13 protein-coding genes are annotated in these 16,242 nt (G+C 63.7%); 8 read left to right on the top strand and 5 right to left on the bottom strand.

Features of this window, described 5'->3' with window-relative positions; translation table 11 throughout:
- Positions 1-10 precede the first annotated feature (10 nt).
- Positions 11-601 (top strand): RNA polymerase sigma factor SigX, encoded by a 591-nt coding sequence (gene sigX, locus DNK34_RS01220; protein WP_131174156.1) that lies wholly within the window; start codon positions 11-13, stop codon positions 599-601.
- Between the two features lie 105 nt (positions 602-706).
- Entirely contained in the window at positions 707-1,687 is a 981-nt protein-coding gene (locus DNK34_RS01215) for an OmpA family protein (RefSeq protein WP_131174157.1), read from the top strand.
- A 377-nt stretch (positions 1,688-2,064) separates the two neighbouring features.
- Here DNK34_RS01215 and DNK34_RS01210 read toward each other — a convergent pair whose 3' ends face one another.
- Positions 2,065-2,379 (bottom strand): transcriptional regulator, encoded by a 315-nt coding sequence (locus DNK34_RS01210; protein WP_131174158.1) that lies wholly within the window; start codon positions 2,377-2,379, stop codon positions 2,065-2,067.
- Between the two features lie 198 nt (positions 2,380-2,577).
- Between DNK34_RS01210 and DNK34_RS01205 the strand changes: the two genes are divergently transcribed.
- Entirely contained in the window at positions 2,578-2,970 is a 393-nt protein-coding gene (locus DNK34_RS01205; protein WP_131174159.1) for a hypothetical protein, read from the top strand.
- A 212-nt stretch (positions 2,971-3,182) separates the two neighbouring features.
- On the opposite strand, the gene DNK34_RS01200 is transcribed toward DNK34_RS01205, so the two are convergent.
- On the bottom strand, positions 3,183-4,130 hold the full coding sequence (locus tag DNK34_RS01200) for a LysR family transcriptional regulator (protein ID WP_131174160.1): 948 nt from the start codon (positions 4,128-4,130) through the stop codon (positions 3,183-3,185).
- A 192-nt stretch (positions 4,131-4,322) separates the two neighbouring features.
- On the opposite strand from DNK34_RS01200, the gene DNK34_RS01195 reads away from it, so the two are divergent.
- On the top strand, positions 4,323-5,552 hold the full coding sequence (locus DNK34_RS01195; RefSeq protein WP_131174161.1) for an acyl-CoA dehydrogenase: 1,230 nt from the start codon (positions 4,323-4,325) through the stop codon (positions 5,550-5,552).
- A 147-nt stretch (positions 5,553-5,699) separates the two neighbouring features.
- Here the strand turns inward: DNK34_RS01195 and DNK34_RS01190 are convergent, their stop codons facing one another.
- From DNK34_RS01190 to xthA, 3 genes are all read right to left on the bottom strand, one after another.
- Positions 5,700-6,689 (bottom strand): TerC family protein, encoded by a 990-nt coding sequence (locus tag DNK34_RS01190; protein WP_131174162.1) that lies wholly within the window; start codon positions 6,687-6,689, stop codon positions 5,700-5,702.
- Between the two features lie 165 nt (positions 6,690-6,854).
- Positions 6,855-8,234: a substrate-binding domain-containing protein gene (locus DNK34_RS01185; protein ID WP_131174163.1), complete on the bottom strand. Its 1,380-nt coding sequence runs from the start codon at positions 8,232-8,234 to the stop codon at positions 6,855-6,857.
- Between the two features lie 84 nt (positions 8,235-8,318).
- On the bottom strand, positions 8,319-9,131 hold the full coding sequence (gene xthA / locus DNK34_RS01180) for an exodeoxyribonuclease III (protein ID WP_131174164.1): 813 nt from the start codon (positions 9,129-9,131) through the stop codon (positions 8,319-8,321).
- Positions 9,132-9,384: 253 nt separating this feature from the next.
- Between xthA and DNK34_RS01175 the strand changes: the two genes are divergently transcribed.
- The 4 genes from DNK34_RS01175 (at position 9,385) to tpx (ending at position 16,068) form a co-directional block, all read left to right on the top strand.
- A complete protein-coding gene (locus DNK34_RS01175; RefSeq protein ID WP_131174165.1) occupies positions 9,385-10,029 on the top strand; it encodes a GNAT family N-acetyltransferase in 645 nt (214 codons plus the stop codon).
- A gap of 40 nt (positions 10,030-10,069) precedes the next feature.
- The gene (locus tag DNK34_RS01170; protein ID WP_131174166.1) at positions 10,070-11,800 is read left to right on the top strand and encodes an autotransporter assembly complex protein TamA; all 1,731 of its coding nucleotides are present in this window, start codon (positions 10,070-10,072) and stop codon (positions 11,798-11,800) included.
- Complete coding sequence (locus tag DNK34_RS01165) at positions 11,797-15,468, top strand: translocation/assembly module TamB domain-containing protein (RefSeq protein ID WP_131174167.1); 3,672 nt, start codon at positions 11,797-11,799, stop codon at positions 15,466-15,468. The genes DNK34_RS01170 and DNK34_RS01165 overlap by 4 nt, the downstream gene beginning before the upstream one ends.
- Before the next feature lie 99 nt (positions 15,469-15,567).
- On the top strand, positions 15,568-16,068 hold the full coding sequence (tpx, locus tag DNK34_RS01160; protein ID WP_131174168.1) for a thiol peroxidase: 501 nt from the start codon (positions 15,568-15,570) through the stop codon (positions 16,066-16,068).
- The last annotated feature ends 174 nt before the right edge of the window (positions 16,069-16,242 follow it).

Below are 16,242 nucleotides of genomic sequence, written 5' to 3'. Positions count from 1 at the left end.
CCGATCTGCTTTGAACACCATTCAATCACCGCCCGTGCGTTATGACCCCCGCGAGCTCTCCGACGAGGAGTTGGTGGCGCGTGCCCACGATGAACTGTTTCATATCACCCGGGCCTACGAGGAGCTCATGCGCCGCTACCAGCGCACCCTGTTCAATGTCTGTGCGCGATATTTAGGGAACGATCGTGATGCCGATGATGTCTGTCAGGAAGTGATGCTGAAAGTTCTTTATGGCCTGAAGAACTTCGAGGGTAAATCAAAATTCAAGACCTGGTTGTATAGCATTACTTACAACGAATGCATCACTCAGTACCGCAAGGAGCGGCGCAAGCGCCGCCTGATGGATGCGCTAAGTTTGGATCCGCTGGAGGAGGCGTCGGAAGAAAAGGCGCCTAAAATAGAGGATCGTGGTGGCCTGGATCGCTGGCTCGTGCATGTCAACCCAATTGATCGGGAAATTCTGGTGTTGCGTTTTGTTGCAGAACTGGAATTTCAGGAAATAGCTGACATCATGCACATGGGGCTCAGCGCCACCAAAATGCGCTACAAGCGCGCGTTAGACAGATTGCGTGAGAAGTTTGCGGGCGTTACCGAAAGTTAGTTCGGGCAAACGATCTCTGGCATAAGGTGAGTTTTGTTAAACTTACCGACGACTCGCATGTCTACCTGCATGCGATTCAATCAATCATAGATGGGGATTTAACGGATGAAACTGAAAAACACCTTAGGCGTAGTCATTGGCTCGTTGGTAGCCGCTACCTCCATGGGCGTGCTGGCTCAAGGCCAAGGCGCTGTCGAGGTGGAAGGCTTTGCCAATCGCTATTTCACCGACGTTCAGCGTGACTATGCTCACAATGAAGGCAACCTGTTCGGTGGCAGCATTGGCTACTACCTGACCGACGATGTCGAGCTGGCGCTGTCCTACGGCGAATACCACGACCTGCGCGGCGAAGGCGCCGCTGGCAGCAAGAACATCAAGGGCAACCTGACCGATCTGAAGGCCATCTACCACTTCGGTCAGCCAGGTGTAGGCCTGCGTCCCTACGTTTCTGGCGGCTTCGGTCACCAGAGCATCGGCGACGCCAACAGCGGCGGTCGTAACCACTCCACCCTGGCTATCGCCGGTGCCGGTGCCAAGTACTACTTCACCGAGATCTTCTACGCACGTGCTGGTGTCGACGCCCTGTACAACATCGATCAGGGTGACACCGAGTGGCAAGCCGGCGTTGGTGTCGGTCTGAACTTCGGTGGCAGCACCCGTCAGGTCGCTCAGGTTGTCGAAGCTGCTCCCGAGCCGATCCCGGAGCCGGCTCCGGCCGTTGAAGAAGCGCCTCAGGTCGTTCGTGTCGAGCTGGACGTCAAGTTCGACTTCGACAAAGCCGCTGTCAAAGAAGAAAGCTACGGCGACATCAAGAACCTGGCCGACTTCATGAACCAGTACCCGCAAACCAGCACCACTGTTGAAGGTCACACCGACTCCGTCGGTACCGACGCTTACAACCAGAAACTGTCCGAGCGTCGTGCCAACGCCGTTCGTGAAGTGCTGGTCAACCAGTACGGTGTTGATTCCCAACGCGTCAACGCTGCCGGCTACGGTGAGTCCCGTCCGGTTGCCGACAACGCCACCGAAGAAGGCCGCGCGATCAACCGTCGCGTAGAAGCCGAAGTAGAAGCCCAGGCCCAGTAATAGGCCAAGGCGTCAGGAAAAACCCGGCTTCGGCCGGGTTTTTCTTTGCCCGCGAAAAGGGCCGGCGTGCATCGACACGGCTTATCGGCGTTCTTCGGGCTGGGTGGCAAGGAGGGCCGCACCAATAAAAACGGCATCTGTCAGACCACCCGATGGGGGAAGGTGATCTGGCAGACGCCGTGTCCGTTACCCGCCTTCCCACTCCTGGAGGCGGCGGATATCTTGTATCGATCCAAGGCAAACAACATGCCATATCCGGAGCCGTCGCCCGGCACCTGCTGAAAGCACCGTCAGAGCGCTTCTGTCTCGGGCAGGGACTCTGCTCACGGCACGTCCTCGTGGGCCATGGCCGTGCACCATCGTTGAAGGGTGACTCGTTAAGAGGCGGGGCAGGCCTGCGCTTCTTCCACGTAATCCTTCAGCCAGCGCAGTACGGCCACGGCTTCCCAGCGCGCCGGATCGAACATGGCGTAGGCCTGGCCCTGGTAACCGACCACATCCAGTTGCTTGTGGTAGCCCGCGCGTTGCAACAGGGCTTCGATTTCGGCGAAGCAGGTATTGAAGTGCAGGCGTGTGAAAGGGGTTTTACCTTCGGTAACGATCCCCTCCAGGTGCAGTTCCTCGACGGTGGGGCGAACCTTGTCCAGTGACATCCTGTTCACCGAGTGTTTGAGTTGCAATACGTCCAGCATCCTTAGGCTCCCGTTTTGTCGCCGTGGTTCGCCGGGTAGGTTCCCGGCAGCGGCCAGTGAGGTGATGCATACAGGGTAATCCAAAATAACTGTACAAATAAACAGTATTCGATAATAGTAGGCCTCAGCGCTTCATGACACCCGTATCCGCCATCACCGACGCACCGGGTCGATGGCCATTGCCGAGGGCTATTAGCAATGCAACAGATGCTTATGACAATTGTGCTGTTGATCACTCTGACTGGCTGCGTTCAGCCGCAGGTCGAACAACCCAGGGTCAATGCCAGCTATCTGGTCATCGAGGACGATCAGGCCTGGGCGGTGCTGGTATCCGATGGCAAGCGCGTCGAGGAACAGGGTGTGGTGGTCGATGCGATCAAGCTGGCGAGCAGTCATGCCGCGGTGGCGGCGAGCTATGTCATCGACACGCCGAACTGCGGCAAGGTGCAGTGGCTGGTCGAGCGGCAGGATGTGGCGGACGGGACGACGAGCCGAATGGTTGTGCAGGGCGACGAGCGGCTCAGCGCAGCGGGCTGTGTGATCGGTGAGGGGTTGAGCCGTGTCTGGACGGTTCTGGATTACTCGAGCTGACCTGGAAGGACGGCAGGCCTTGGCGGCCCAAGCTAGAAATTACATTAGGTTTGTAATCGCATTTAATTTCAGTTAGTTACGATATTTTATTAATGTTTTATATAAGATTATTGTGATGTGACTGCAGTGCTTCGAGCAGGAACGCTGCTTCCCGTTGGCATCGACGCGTGGAGCTTTTGCCTGCCCATCCATCGTGGGTCAGCGTTCGTCCGTTATGCCTGCTGACCTCCGCGGGCCTGCGCAGTGGCTTTCTTCTCTTCGGCGGTAACCCGCTGGCAGATTTCGATGATCTGCTCGCGCATCCAGCGATTGGCCGGATCCTGATCGGTACTTTCGTGCCAGTACAGGTGGGTTTCCAGCAACGGAATATCGCTCACCGGCAGTTCGACGAAATGCAGGTCGTTGTGTCGGGCGAAGCGCTCCGGCACGGTGATCGCCATATCGGTGCCGTGCAACACGTTGGAGGCCATCAGGTAATGCTGCGAGCGCAAGGCGATGCGCCGCTGGATACCCATCTTGCCCAGGGCCAGGTCGACATAGCCCAGGCCGCTGCGGCGGCTGGAAATATGGATATGGGTCAGCGACAGGTACTGTTCCAGGCTGATCCTGTCCTTGGCCAGCGGATGCTCCTTGCGCAGGGCGCAGACGTAGCGATCCTCCATCAGTTTGACGTGGCGTACCTGGGGGTCGGTATTGAGCGGCGCGTCGACGGCGAAATCCAGGCGGCCGGCAGCCAGTTCCTTAGTGGTTTCCCGGCGCCGCGCCAGCATGCTTTCGATGATCACGTTGGGCGCCAGGCGCCGCAGGCGCTGGAACAGCGGGGGCAGCACCACGGCTTCGGTCAGGTCGGTCATGCTGATGCGGTAGGTCTTGTTCGCCTGGCTCGGATTGAAGGTGCGGCTCTCCTGCACGGAGATGCGCAGTTGCTGCAGGGCGTTGCGTACCGGGGTGATGATGTTCTGCGCCATGGGCGTGGGCACCATGCCTTGTGCGGTGCGCACGAACAGCGGGTCGTTGAAGGTTTCGCGCAGGCGGGCGAGGGCGTTGGACACCGCGGGCTGGGTGATGCCGACGATCTGTCCGGCCCGGGTCAGGTTGGCCTCGGTGTAGATGGCGTCGAAGACGATGAACAGATTGAGGTCGACCTTGTTCAGGTTCATGGCGCTGCTACTCCTGATGTTGTTCTTATTAGGACTGCCATGAGGCAACGCGCATGCGCTGATACCTCGGCGGATTCCGCTCGATCATATATCGGTGATGAATGTTAATACACGCTGAAAATAGATTAGATAAATCATATCCCGTCTTCTAGCATCCGACACATAGAGAGAAACAACCCTGAAGGTGCCCCGATGGATTTCGCTTACTCCCCGAAGGTTCAGCAGTTGCGCGAGCGCGTCAGCGCATTCATGCAGGCCCATGTCTATCCGGCCGAAAGCGTATTCGAACAGCAGGTGGCCGAGGGGGATCGCTGGCAGCCGACGGCGATCATGGAGACGTTGAAGTCCAAGGCCAGGGCCGAGGGGCTGTGGAACCTGTTTCTGCCGGACTCCGAATTGGGGGCCGGGCTGAGCAACAGCGAATATGCGCCGCTGGCGGAAATCATGGGCAGTTCGCTGATCGGTTCCGAGCCGTTCAACTGCGCCGCGCCGGATACCGGCAACATGGAGGTTCTGGTGCGTTATGGCAGCGAGGCGCAGAAGCGCCAGTGGCTCGTCCCCCTGCTGTCCGGCGAGATCCGCTCGGCGTTCGCCATGACCGAGCCGGAGGTGGCTTCGTCGGATGCCACCAATATGCAGGCCCGCGCGCTGCGCGAGGGTGACGAGTGGGTGATCAACGGACGCAAATGGTGGACCTCGGGGGCCTGCGATCCACGTTGCAAGGTCATGATCTTCATGGGTTTGAGCAACCCGGAAGGGCCTCGGCACCAGCAGCATTCGATGATTCTGGTACCGATGGACAGCCCCGGTGTGAGGGTGATCCGGGCGCTACCGGTATTCGGTTACGACGATGCGCCCCACGGTCATGCCGAAGTGCTGTTCGAGAACGTGCGGGTGCCCTACGAGAACGTATTGCTCGGCGAGGGACGCGGTTTCGAGATCGCCCAGGGTCGACTCGGCCCGGGCCGTATTCACCATTGCATGCGCTCCATCGGCATGGCCGAGCGGGCGCTGAAGCTGATGTGCGAGCGGGCCATCGAGCGCACGGCGTTCGGCAAGCCGCTGGCCCGGCTGGGCGGTAACATCGACCTGATCGCCGACTCGCGCATGGAGATCAACATGGCGCGCTTGTTGACCCTCAATGCGGCCCACATGATGGATACCGTGGGCAACAAGATCGCCGCCAGCGAGATCGCCCAGATCAAGGTGGTGGCGCCCAATGTCGCCCTGAAGGTCATCGACCGGGCGATCCAGATGCATGGCGGAGCGGGGGTCTGCAACGATTTTCCGCTGGCCTACTGGTACGCCATGCAGCGCACCCTGCGCCTGGCCGATGGGCCGGACGAGGTGCACCGCGCGGCTATCGGCAAATACGAAATCGGTAAATACGTATCGCGCGAACAGATCAGGGCGAGTCGCTAGGACCGCCCCTGGGCGTCTGCTCATTCGCTGCGCGGCTTGCCCAGGCGCGAAGAGGGCTGTCGCCGTCCTCGGCCTGAAGCTGTACCGGGTGAAGGACCAACCAACGGCCAGCGTGCTGCCCGATCTCGAGCCGCGCAGGCCGCTGCCTCAGTCGATCTCGCTACTCGTCTTGCGCGTTCTCAGCAGCGAAAGCAGTACGCCACCTGCCAGTACGCCCAGGGTCACGCCCAGCGAGAGCAGGGCGGGAACCTGGATGAAGCCATGCAGGAAGATCTTGCTGCCGATGAACATCAAGACGATCGCCAGGGCGTATTTCAGGTACACGAAGCGGTGCATCAGCGCGGCCAGGGCAAAGTACAGCGCGCGCAGGCCGAGGATGGCGAAGATGTTCGAGGTGTAGACGATGAACGGGTCCTGGGTGATGGCGAACACCGCCGGCACGCTGTCCACGGCGAACACCAGGTCGGCCAGCTCGATCAGCACCAGCGCCAGCAGCAGGGGCGTGGCGAACAGCAGCATCTTGCCGCTGGCGGGATCGCGCTGGCGTACCAGGAAGTGCCCGCCATGCAGTTCGTCGGTCACGCGGATGTGCTTGCGCAGGAAGAGCAGCAGCTTGTTCTGCGACAGGTCGGGGTGTTCCTCGTGGTCCTTGCTCAGCAGCATCTTCACGCCGGTGAACAGGAGGAAGGCGCCGAACACGTAGAGGATCCAGTCGAACTGCTGCACCAGGGCCGTGCCCAGGCCGATCATGATCGCGCGCAGCACGATGACCCCGAGAATCCCCCAGAACAGCACGCGATGCTGATATTTACGCGGGATGCCGAAGAAGCCGAGGATCATCGCCATGACGAACACGTTGTCCATCGACAGCGATTGTTCGACCAGGAAACCGGTGTAGAACTCCAGCGCCTTGGTGGCGCCGAGTTGCCACCAGACCCAGCCGCCGAAGGCGACGCCAACGCTGAAATAGCCGCTGTAGAGCAGCAGGCTTTCGCGCATTTCGATTTCATGCTGGTCGCGGTGCAGCACGCCGAGGTCGAAGACCAGCAGGGCGAGCACGATGGCGATGAACGCCAGCCAGAACCAGTAGGGGGTGCCGAGGAACGGCGTGGATAAAAAGGCATGTAGAGCTGTCATGGGCCCTCCCTGTAAAATGCCTAAGTTGAGATTCAACTTAGTGACTCCGACATCACGGTGAGAGAACTCACCGCCAGAGGGGCCCGGCGTCACATGTATACAAGGCTAAGGTGAAATGCCGTCCAGAGCAAGAGGCTGGCATGCGCCTGCGGCATCCTGTCCTGGTCAATACACCCAGACTTCGACCCGGCGGTTCTTGTTGCGTCCGCTGTCGTCGTTGGCGGCCACCGGCAGTTCGTCCCCGAGGCCGGCGACTTCGTGGAGGATGACCCCGTTCTTCACCAGCTCGCGGCGAACCGCCATGGCCCGCAGCTTGGACAGCAGTTCGGCGCGCTCGGGCGCGGCCTTGGGGTCGCCGAAACCGACCAGGACGACCTTGTGCTGCAGCTTGTCGTGCTGGGTGAGGTAGTCGAGCACGCGGCGTATATCCTGGCGCGCCTTGTTGTCCAGGCTGGCGCTGCCTTCCTGGAAACGGAAGTTCACCGACAGCCGCTGCGCTTCGCGGGCCAGGGTCTGATAGGCCGCCGGCATGCCGGGGCTGGCCTCGACCTTGACCGCCTGCACGGTCTGCGCGATGAAACCGTTCTGCGCGACGATGGCCTGGCCTTGCGGGCTCTGGGCGAAGCGCAGCAGGGCTTCGGCCCAGGGATTGTCGCCCCGTGGCGGGCCATAGAAGAACAGGCGGCGCGACAGCGGGTAGTCCTCGGTGGCGATCAGCGTCACGCTGGGCGGCATCGCTTGCGATTCGCCAGCGGCGATGGCCACGGCCTTGGCCTTGCGCACATAAGGCAGGCCGATGAAACCGATGGCCGAAGGATCCTGGGCTACGCCGTCGGCAAGCTGTTCGCTCGACTCGAAACGTTTCGCGTTGCCTGCCAGCTGCTTGCCGTGGGCACTGAGCACCAGTTCCTTGAAGGTATCGAAGGTGCCGGAGTTGTCGTCGCGGGCATACAGGGTGATGGGGCCGGCGCGGCCGCCCAGTTGTGCCCAGTCGTTCAGCTCGCCGGCGAATACCTGGGCCAATTGCTCGGTGCGCAGTGTGCCGATGGGGTTGTCCGGGTGGAGGATGATGGCCAGGCCGTCGATGGCGATGATGTGCTCGGCATCCAGGCTTTTCATGTCGCCGAGGCTGGCAAGGCTGGCGACTTCGCTGTCCTTGATCGGCCGCGAGGACGCGGCCAGTTCGGCGCTGCCCTGCAGGATGGCGCCGAAGCCCGTGCCCGAACCATGGGCGGCCACCAGGATGGTCACGCTGCGGCCTGCGCCGGTCATGGCCGATACCAGCTGTTCGTTTTCCCGGGCGCCGTCGGCGATGCGGATATCGCTCAGCCCCTGTTGCTGCAACAGGCCCTTGATCAGTTCGGGGCCCAGGCGGGCGCCGATGGTGTTGGAGCCCTGGATGCGCAGGACGGGACGCTCGTCCTGGTCGAAGGGCAGGGCGGCGAAAGCCGTCCAGGGCATGGCATAGCAGAGAAAACCGAGCAGCAGGAAGGTTACCGTCCGGTTCCAGGTTTCGCGGTCACAGACAGGGAGGGCGCGCAGCATGCGACAAACACCTTGTGGTGGGTTGAAGTGCTGCGACGATAAGACAGAAACGTGACTGGAATATGACGCTTCGCTCAGCCCTGCTCAGTCCAGCTCGAGCCAGATGGGCGCGTGGTCGGAGGGTTTCTCCATGCCGCGCAGGTCGTAGTCGATGCCGGCGTCCTTGAGCCGCGCCTGCAGGACTTGGGAGGCGAGGATCACGTCGATGCGCAGGCCACGCTTGGGCTCGTCCTCGAAGCCGCGGCTGCGGTAGTCGAACCAGCTGAAACGGTCGTCGACCTGCGGATGCAACTGGCGGAAGCTGTCGATCAGGCCCCAGCTCTTGAGGGTCGCCAGCCATTCGCGTTCTTCCGGGAGAAAACTGCATTTGCCGGTTTTCAGCCAGCGCTTGCGGTTGGCTTCGCCGATACCGATGTCGATGTCCTCGGGGGAAATGTTGATGTCGCCCATCAACAGCAGGGGCTGCTGGCTGTCGAAGCGGTTCAGCAACAGTTGCTGCAGGTCGGCGTAGAAGCGTTGCTTGGCCGGAAACTTGGTCGGGTGATCGCGGCTTTCCCCCTGGGGAAAGTATCCATTCATCACGGTCAGCGGCTTGCCCTGGGCGTCGGCATAGGTGGCGTAGATGAAGCGGCGTTGGGATTCTTCGCCGTCATCCGGGAAGCCCTTGTCCACTTGCAGCGGCGCCTGGCGCGAGAGCAGGGCGACGCCGTAATGGCCTTTCTGGCCATGGTAGTGGGCGTGGTAGCCGAGCTGGCGGATTTCCGCTTCGGGAAACTGGTCGTCGGATACCTTGGTTTCCTGCAGGCCGATCACGTCCGGCTGGTACTTTTCGATCAACGCGGCCAGTTGATGGGGGCGAGCCCGCAGGCCGTTGATGTTGAAGGAGATGATCTTCATGGCAGGAATCCTGGCGCTCTGGTGACGTGAGAGGGGCGATGCTAGCCGATAGCGCCGCTTCAGGGCCAGTAAGGCTTGCCAAGAGCTGCTAGGCTTAGCCTTGCAGCACGGCCGCGTCGGAGTCCGTTTTTTCGCGTGGCATTTTCCGCCTCCCTGGGGGTCATACGGACGCGGCCTTGCTTGTCGCAAATAAACGTCGAGAAACCCAGCATTCGCGACAAGACAGACCTTCGTCACTCACGAGATATTCCCCATGCCCGATCGCCATGCCGAAACCCGTCTGCTCGATGGCGGCTATGCCCGCGAGGCCCGTTCGCTGTTGTATCAGGCCTATCGCCACGACCCCACCTTCGCCTATCTGTTCCGGGCCGGCCGCGCCGGTTTCGATCAGCGGGTGCGGGCCACGGTGCGTGAGCTGGTGCAGCGCCACTTCGACGAAGAGCTGCCGGCCATCGGGCTGCTGCTCGATGACCGGCTGATCGGCATGGCGCTGATCGCGCCGCCGCGGCGGCGCCTGGAAATCACCGAAAGCTGGCTCTGGCGCCTGCGCATGGTGCTCAGCACCGGTTTCGGTTGCACCCAGCGCTATCTCGCCTACCACGATGCGGTGCTGGCCAGCCTGCCGCCGGGGGCCTATCACGTGCTGCCGCTGATCGGCATCCATCCCGAATATCAGGGGCACCGGTATGGCGAGCAATTGCTGACGGCCCTGCATGAGTGGTGCGCGCAGGATTCAGGTTCCGCGGGCATCGTCCTGGATACCGGCAATGCCCGCTATCTGGACTTCTATCGACGTCATGGTTACCAGGAGATCGGCGAGGTGGCGGTGGGTCCCGTGGTCGAGCACATATTTCTCCAGCCCAGTGCGCCAGCGGTGGCACCGATACCCGCACAATAAGCGTCTGATACGGTATCTGCCTCGTGATAGCATCGCCGCCATGAGAGTTTCTTGCACAATAGGCGCGGGATGCGCACTGCTGCTGTTCAGCTCGACGCTGCTGGCTGAAGCCCGGCTGGTGGTCAGCGTTCAGCCGGCCAACAATGCACTCAAGAGTAACGTCGAGGGCTATATCGGCAGCCTCGGCGATCGTGACGCCGAGGCCCTGCAGCGGCTGCGCCGGGTGGTCGAGGGCCAGGCGCAGCAAGCCGCCCAGGCGCTGGGCTATTACCATGCGCAGATCACCAGCGAAGTGGTCGAGCAGACGCCGCCACGCCTGAACGTGCGTATCGTGCCGGGCGAGCCGATACGCCTCGGCAGCGTCACCGTGCGTGTCGAGGGGCCGGCCAGCGAGCTGAGTGCGTTCCGCCTACCGCGCGACGCACAGCTGACCCAGGGCGCCGTGCTCAACCATGGCCGTTACGATGCCGCCAAGCGCTTCATCCAGAACCAGGCCTCGCGCTACGGCTTCTTTCGCGGGCATTTCACCCGGCAGCGGCTGAGCATCGATCCCCAGGCGGGCCTCGCCGATATCGAACTGGTCTACGACAGCGGCCCGCGCTACTTTCTCGGCCCGGTCAGCTTCGAGGGCGACATGCCCTTCGATGACGACCTGTTGCAGCGCATGGTGCCGTTCCAGGCCAACGTCCCCTACGACTCCGAACGCATTGCCGAGCTCTATCAGGCCTTGCGTTCCAGCGGTTACTTCGAGTCGGTACGGGTCGACGCCAACCCGGCGGAGGCCGAGCAGCAGGTCATCCCGGTCAACGTGCAACTGCAGACCCGCCTGCCGCGTACCATGGGCCTGGGCCTGGGTTTCTCCACCGACGTGGGGCCACGTGGTCGGGCCAACTGGGAGCGGCACTGGGCCAATGCCCAGGGGCACAGTTATGGCGCCGAGATGGAGCTGTCGGCGCCGCGGCAGAATGTCGGCCTGTGGTACGACATCCCGCTGGACCCGCCGCTGACCGACAAGTTGCGCATCGCCGGCGGCTATCAGTACGAGGAAATCGCCGATACCGACAGCCTCAGCCGCCTGCTCACCGTGGGCCCCGAGTGGCACAGCCAGCTGGACAGCGGCTGGCAGCGGGTGATCTCGCTGAAGTGGCAGCGTGAGGAGTACCGCCTGGGCGACGATTCCGGCCTGAGCACCTTGCTCATGCCCGGCATCAGCTATTCCTACCTCAAGAGCGACAGCCGTATCGATCCCAGCCATGGCTACCGCCTGCAGTTCGATATGTCGGCGGCCAAGGAAGGCTTGCTCTCGGATTCCGACGTGATCCATGGCAACGTGCTGCTCAAGGGCCTCACCACCCTGGCGCAGAAGCACCGTTTTCTCGGCCGCGTGCAGTTCGGCGGTACCGAGTCCAGGGGCTTCAATTCCTCCGTGCCACCGTCGCTGCGCTTCTTCGCCGGCGGCGACCAGAGCGTGCGCGGCTATGACTACCAGAGCCTGTCGCCGGAGAACAACCAGGGCGACAAGATCGGCGGCCGCTATATGCTCGCCGCGAGCGTCGAGTACCAGTACAGCGTGGCGGAGAAGTGGCGGGTGGCGACCTTCTACGATCAGGGCAATGCCTTCAGCTCGCTGGACTTCCCCACCTTGAAGAGCGCGGTCGGCATGGGCGTACGCTGGGTCTCGCCGGTCGGGCCGTTGCGCCTCGACCTGGCGCATCCGCTGGATGACGAGGGCGGCGTGCGCCTGCATTTCTCCATGGGGCCTGAACTGTGAGGCGCGCGCTCAAGTATGGCCTGCTGAGCATGGCCGGCCTGTTGCTGCTGGTACTGCTGTTCGCCAGCTGGGTGCTGGCCAGCAATGCCGGCAGCCGCTGGGCGCTGGGCCTGGTGCCGGGGCTGCAGCTGGAAAACTTCCAGGGTCGTCTGGGCGGAGCGTGGAGCGCCGAGCGCCTGGATTGGCAGCAGGGAGACGATCAGGTCGTGGTGCTGGCGCCGACCCTGAACTGGTCGCCTGCCTGCCTGCTGCGCCTGACCCTGTGCATCGACAGCCTGCGCGCCGAACGTATCGAATTGCGCTTCGCGCCCAGCGAAGAAGCGCCCGGCAGCGAGCCGTTGCGCCTGCCGCAGATCGATCTGCCCCTGGCCCTGCGACTGGGTGAGTTGCACATCGGCAGCCTGCAGTTCAATGGCGACGAGCAGTTGCAGGGGCTGGACCTGGCCGCCAGCTGGGACGCGGCCGGCATGCGCATCGACAGGTTGCAGGTGCGGCGTGACGAGCTGGCCATCGATCTGCAGGGGCGCTTGCAACCCAGTGGCGACTGGCCGTTGACCCTGCAGGGCAACGCCAGGCTGCCGGCGCCGGACGAGCAGCCGTGGAGCCTGGCGCTGCAGGTGGAGGGCGATCTGCAGAAGAGTCTGCGCATCGCCATCGACAGCAGCGGCTACCTGGCCGCTCGCCTGAGCGGCGAGGTGCAGCCCCTGGTCGAGCATGTTCCGGCCACGCTGAGCCTCAGCGCCGATGGCTTCAAGGCCGATGCCTCACTGCCCGACACCCTGCGCCTGGATGCCCTCGAACTGACCGCCCACGGCGATCTGCAGGACGGTTACAGCATCGCCGGCAGCGCTCGCCTGCCGGGCGATGGCGGCCCGGTGGCGCTGACCTTGAGCGGGCGGGTGGATGCCCAGGGCGCGGATATCGCCACCCTGCGTCTGGCCGCCGAGGACAACCAGTACCTGGCCGTGAACGGCCGCCTGGATTGGCAGGAGGGGTTCAAGGCCGATACGCACGTCGACTGGCTGGATTTCCCCTGGCTGCGCCTGTATCCGATGGAGGAAGCGCCAGCGGTCACCTTGCACAAGCTGAATGGCGATTTCGCCTACGACGACGGCAGTTATCTGGGCAACTTCGCCGCGGCGCTGGGCGGCCCGGCGGGTGACTTCAGCGTGCAGAGCCCGATCAGCGGCGATCTGCAGCAGGTGCATTTGCCGCAACTGCAGGGGCGCGCGGGGCAGGGGCGGATCGACGGGCAGGTGACCCTGGGCTTCGCCGATGTGCTGCGCTGGGATGCGCGGCTGCAGGTCAGCGATTTCGACCCGGCCTACTGGGTTGCCGAGTTGCCGGGGCGTATCGCCGGCCCTGTGCGCAGCCAGGGACAGCTGCATGATGGCGCCCTGGAACTGAGTGGCGACCTGGACTTGCAAGGCCGCCTGCGCGGCCAGCCCGCGTTGCTGCAGGCCCAGGTTTCCGGAGTGGGCGAGCGCTGGTCGCTCGCTGCGCTCGCTGTACGCCTGGGCGACAACCGGATCGAGGGCAGTGGCCGCCTGGATCGGCAACTGCAGGGCGAGTTGCGCCTGGCGTTGCCGCGCCTGGGGCAACTGTGGCCGGGGCTGCGGGGCCAGTTGCAGGGGCGTGCGGACCTGGCGGGCAGCCTGCATGCGCCACAGGGAACGCTGAGCCTGAGTGGCCAGAGCCTGGGCTTCAACGAGCTGAGCCTGCGCCAGCTCGGCCTGGAGGCCGAGCTGGACGCCAATCAGCAGGCCCGGGTGCGGTTGAGTGGCCTGGGGATCGCCAGCGGCGATACCGCCATCGGCGACCTGAGCGCCGATGGCCAGGGCAATGCGAAACGGCAGCAACTGCAACTGAGCCTGCAGGGCGGGGCGCTGCAGAGCAGCCTGGCCTTCGATGGTACCTTGGACAAGGGCAACTGGCGCGGTCGCCTGAGCCGTGGCGAGATCCAGGCCGGCGGACAGGACTGGCGCCTGCAGCAGGCGGCAACACTGGTACGCCTGGCCACCGGCGAGCTCGACCTGGGCGCCCATTGCTGGCGCTCCGGCGAGGCCAGCCTGTGCGGTGAGAACCAGCGTCTGCAGCCGCAACCGCGAATCCGCTACAACCTGGCCAATTTCCCGCTCGACAGCCTGTCGCCCTGGCTGCCCAAGGACTTTGCCTGGCAAGGCACGCTCAATGCCGAGATCCACCTGGATATACCCGCCGCGGGCCCCAGCGGGCGCATCGTGCTGGATGCCGGCAGCGGCACCTGGCGCGTGCGCGATCAGGAGCAGTGGCTGGATTTCAGCTATGACAATCTGCGCCTGAGCAGCGAACTGCGGCCTCAGCGTATCGATGCCGAGCTGAACCTGCGCGGGCCGAAAATCGGCGAGCTGTCCCTGCAGGCCCAGCTCGACCCGCGCCCGCAGGACAAACCCCTTTCCGGACAATTCCGCCTCAGCGGCCTGGATCTGGCCCTGGCGCGGCCGTTCGTGCCGATGGTCGAGCGCCTGGCCGGTCGCCTGGATGGCAGCGGCAGCCTCTCCGGGGAGCTGCTCAATCCGCTGGTCAATGGCCAGTTGCAACTGAGTGGCGGAGAGATTTCCGGCGGTGAGTTGCCGACCAGTATCGAGGCACTGCAGGTGCGTGCGCTGATCGCCGGCGAAAGCCTGCAACTGAACGGCGGCTGGCGCAGCGGCGAGCAGGGCCAGGGGGCACTGAGCGGCGCGCTGAGCTGGGGCGAGCAACTGGCCGGCAGCCTGAGCGTGAAGGGCACCCGCCTGCCGGTGACCGTGGAGCCCTATGCCACCCTGGAGGTCGAGCCGGACATACAGGTGCGCTTGGGCGACGATCAGTTGGCGGTGACCGGCAAGGTGGCCATTCCCCGTGGCGAGATCGTCGTCCGCGAATTGCCGCCGTCCACGGTCAAGGTCTCCGACGATGCGGTCATCGTCGGCGCCGAAGAGCGCGAACGGCAAGCCACGGCGATCAGCATGGACATCGACGTCGAGGTCGGCCAGGACAAGCTGACCTTCAGCGGTTTCGGTCTCACGGCCGAACTGGCCGGGCGGGTGCACATCGGCGACGACCTGGATACCCGTGGCGAGCTGAACCTGAACAAGGGCAATTTCCGTGGCTACGGCCAGCGCCTGACTATCCGCCGCGCGCGCCTGCTGTTCGCCGGCCCCATCGACCAGCCGTTCCTCGATATCGAAGCCATCCGCCGAGTCGACGAGGTCGTCGCCGGTCTGCGCCTGACCGGCAGCGCCGACCAGCCGCGCAGCGAGGTGTTCTCCGAGCCGGCCATGAGCCAGGAACAGGCGCTGTCCTACCTGGTGCTGGGCCGGCCGCTGTCCAGCGGTAGCGAAGACAACAACATGCTCGCCCAGGCGGCTCTGGCGCTGGGCCTGGCCGGCAGTTCCTCGGTGACCGGCTCGGTAGCCGAGACTCTGGGCATCCAGGACTTCCAGCTCGATACCGAGGGTAGCGGCAATACCACCAGCGTGGTGGCCAGCGGTAACCTGTCCGAGCGCCTGACCCTGCGTTATGGCGTCGGCGTGTTCGAGCCGGTGAATACCGTGGCGCTGCGTTACGCCCTCAGTCGGCGCCTGTACCTGGAGGCGGCCAGCGGCCTGGCCAGTTCGCTCGATCTGTTCTACAAACGTGACTTCTAGGGGCGGCATGGCCAGGGAGCAGCATGGCCTGGGCTCCCGTCTGGCCCGCCGCCTTTCCATTCTCAGCGTTCATACCTACCACCCAAAGAGGATATTCCCATGGCTGAAGTAACCCTGCGCGGCAACCCGGTTCAGGTTGCCGGTCAACTGCCGCAAGTCGGTCAACAGGCGCCTGCCTTCACCCTGGTCGGCGCGGGCCTGGCCGATGTCAGCCTGAGCAGCCTGGCGGGCAAGCGCAAGGTGCTGAATATTTTCCCCAGCGTCGACACGCCGACCTGCGCCACCTCGGTGCGCAAGTTCAATGCCGAAGCCAGCAAGCTGGAGAACACCGTCGTGCTCTGCGTCTCCGCCGACCTGCCATTCGCCCAGGCGCGTTTCTGCGGTGCCGAAGGCCTGGAAAACGTGGTCAACCTGTCGACCATGCGCGGCGCCGGGTTCCTCGAGGACTATGGCGTGGCCCTGACCTCCGGCCCGCTGGCCGGTGTCGCCGCCCGCGCGGTGGTGGTGCTCGACGAGAACGACAAGGTGCTGCACAGCGAACTGGTCGCCGAGATCGGCAGCGAGCCGAACTACGCCGCCGCCCTGGCCGTGCTCAAGTAAGCCCGGCCTCGAGCGGGCCGTTTTCGTTTCGGCGGCGTGCAGGGCTTCGTGGGGCTGGTTGGCCCCGTGGCGGGCACGTGCGGCGGCGATAGCCGTCGGGGATGCCGTGGCGATCGGCATGAACCCTGTCGTGGAGGCAGGGTCAGTATCATCGGCGGGTCCTCATAGAGTCGC

The sequence above is a fragment of the Phytopseudomonas dryadis genome (assembly GCF_004327355.1).
GTDB lineage: Bacteria > Pseudomonadota > Gammaproteobacteria > Pseudomonadales > Pseudomonadaceae > Aquipseudomonas > Aquipseudomonas dryadis.
Note: the sequence above shows the minus strand (reverse complement) of the source record. Positions and strands in the feature narration are given on the sequence as shown.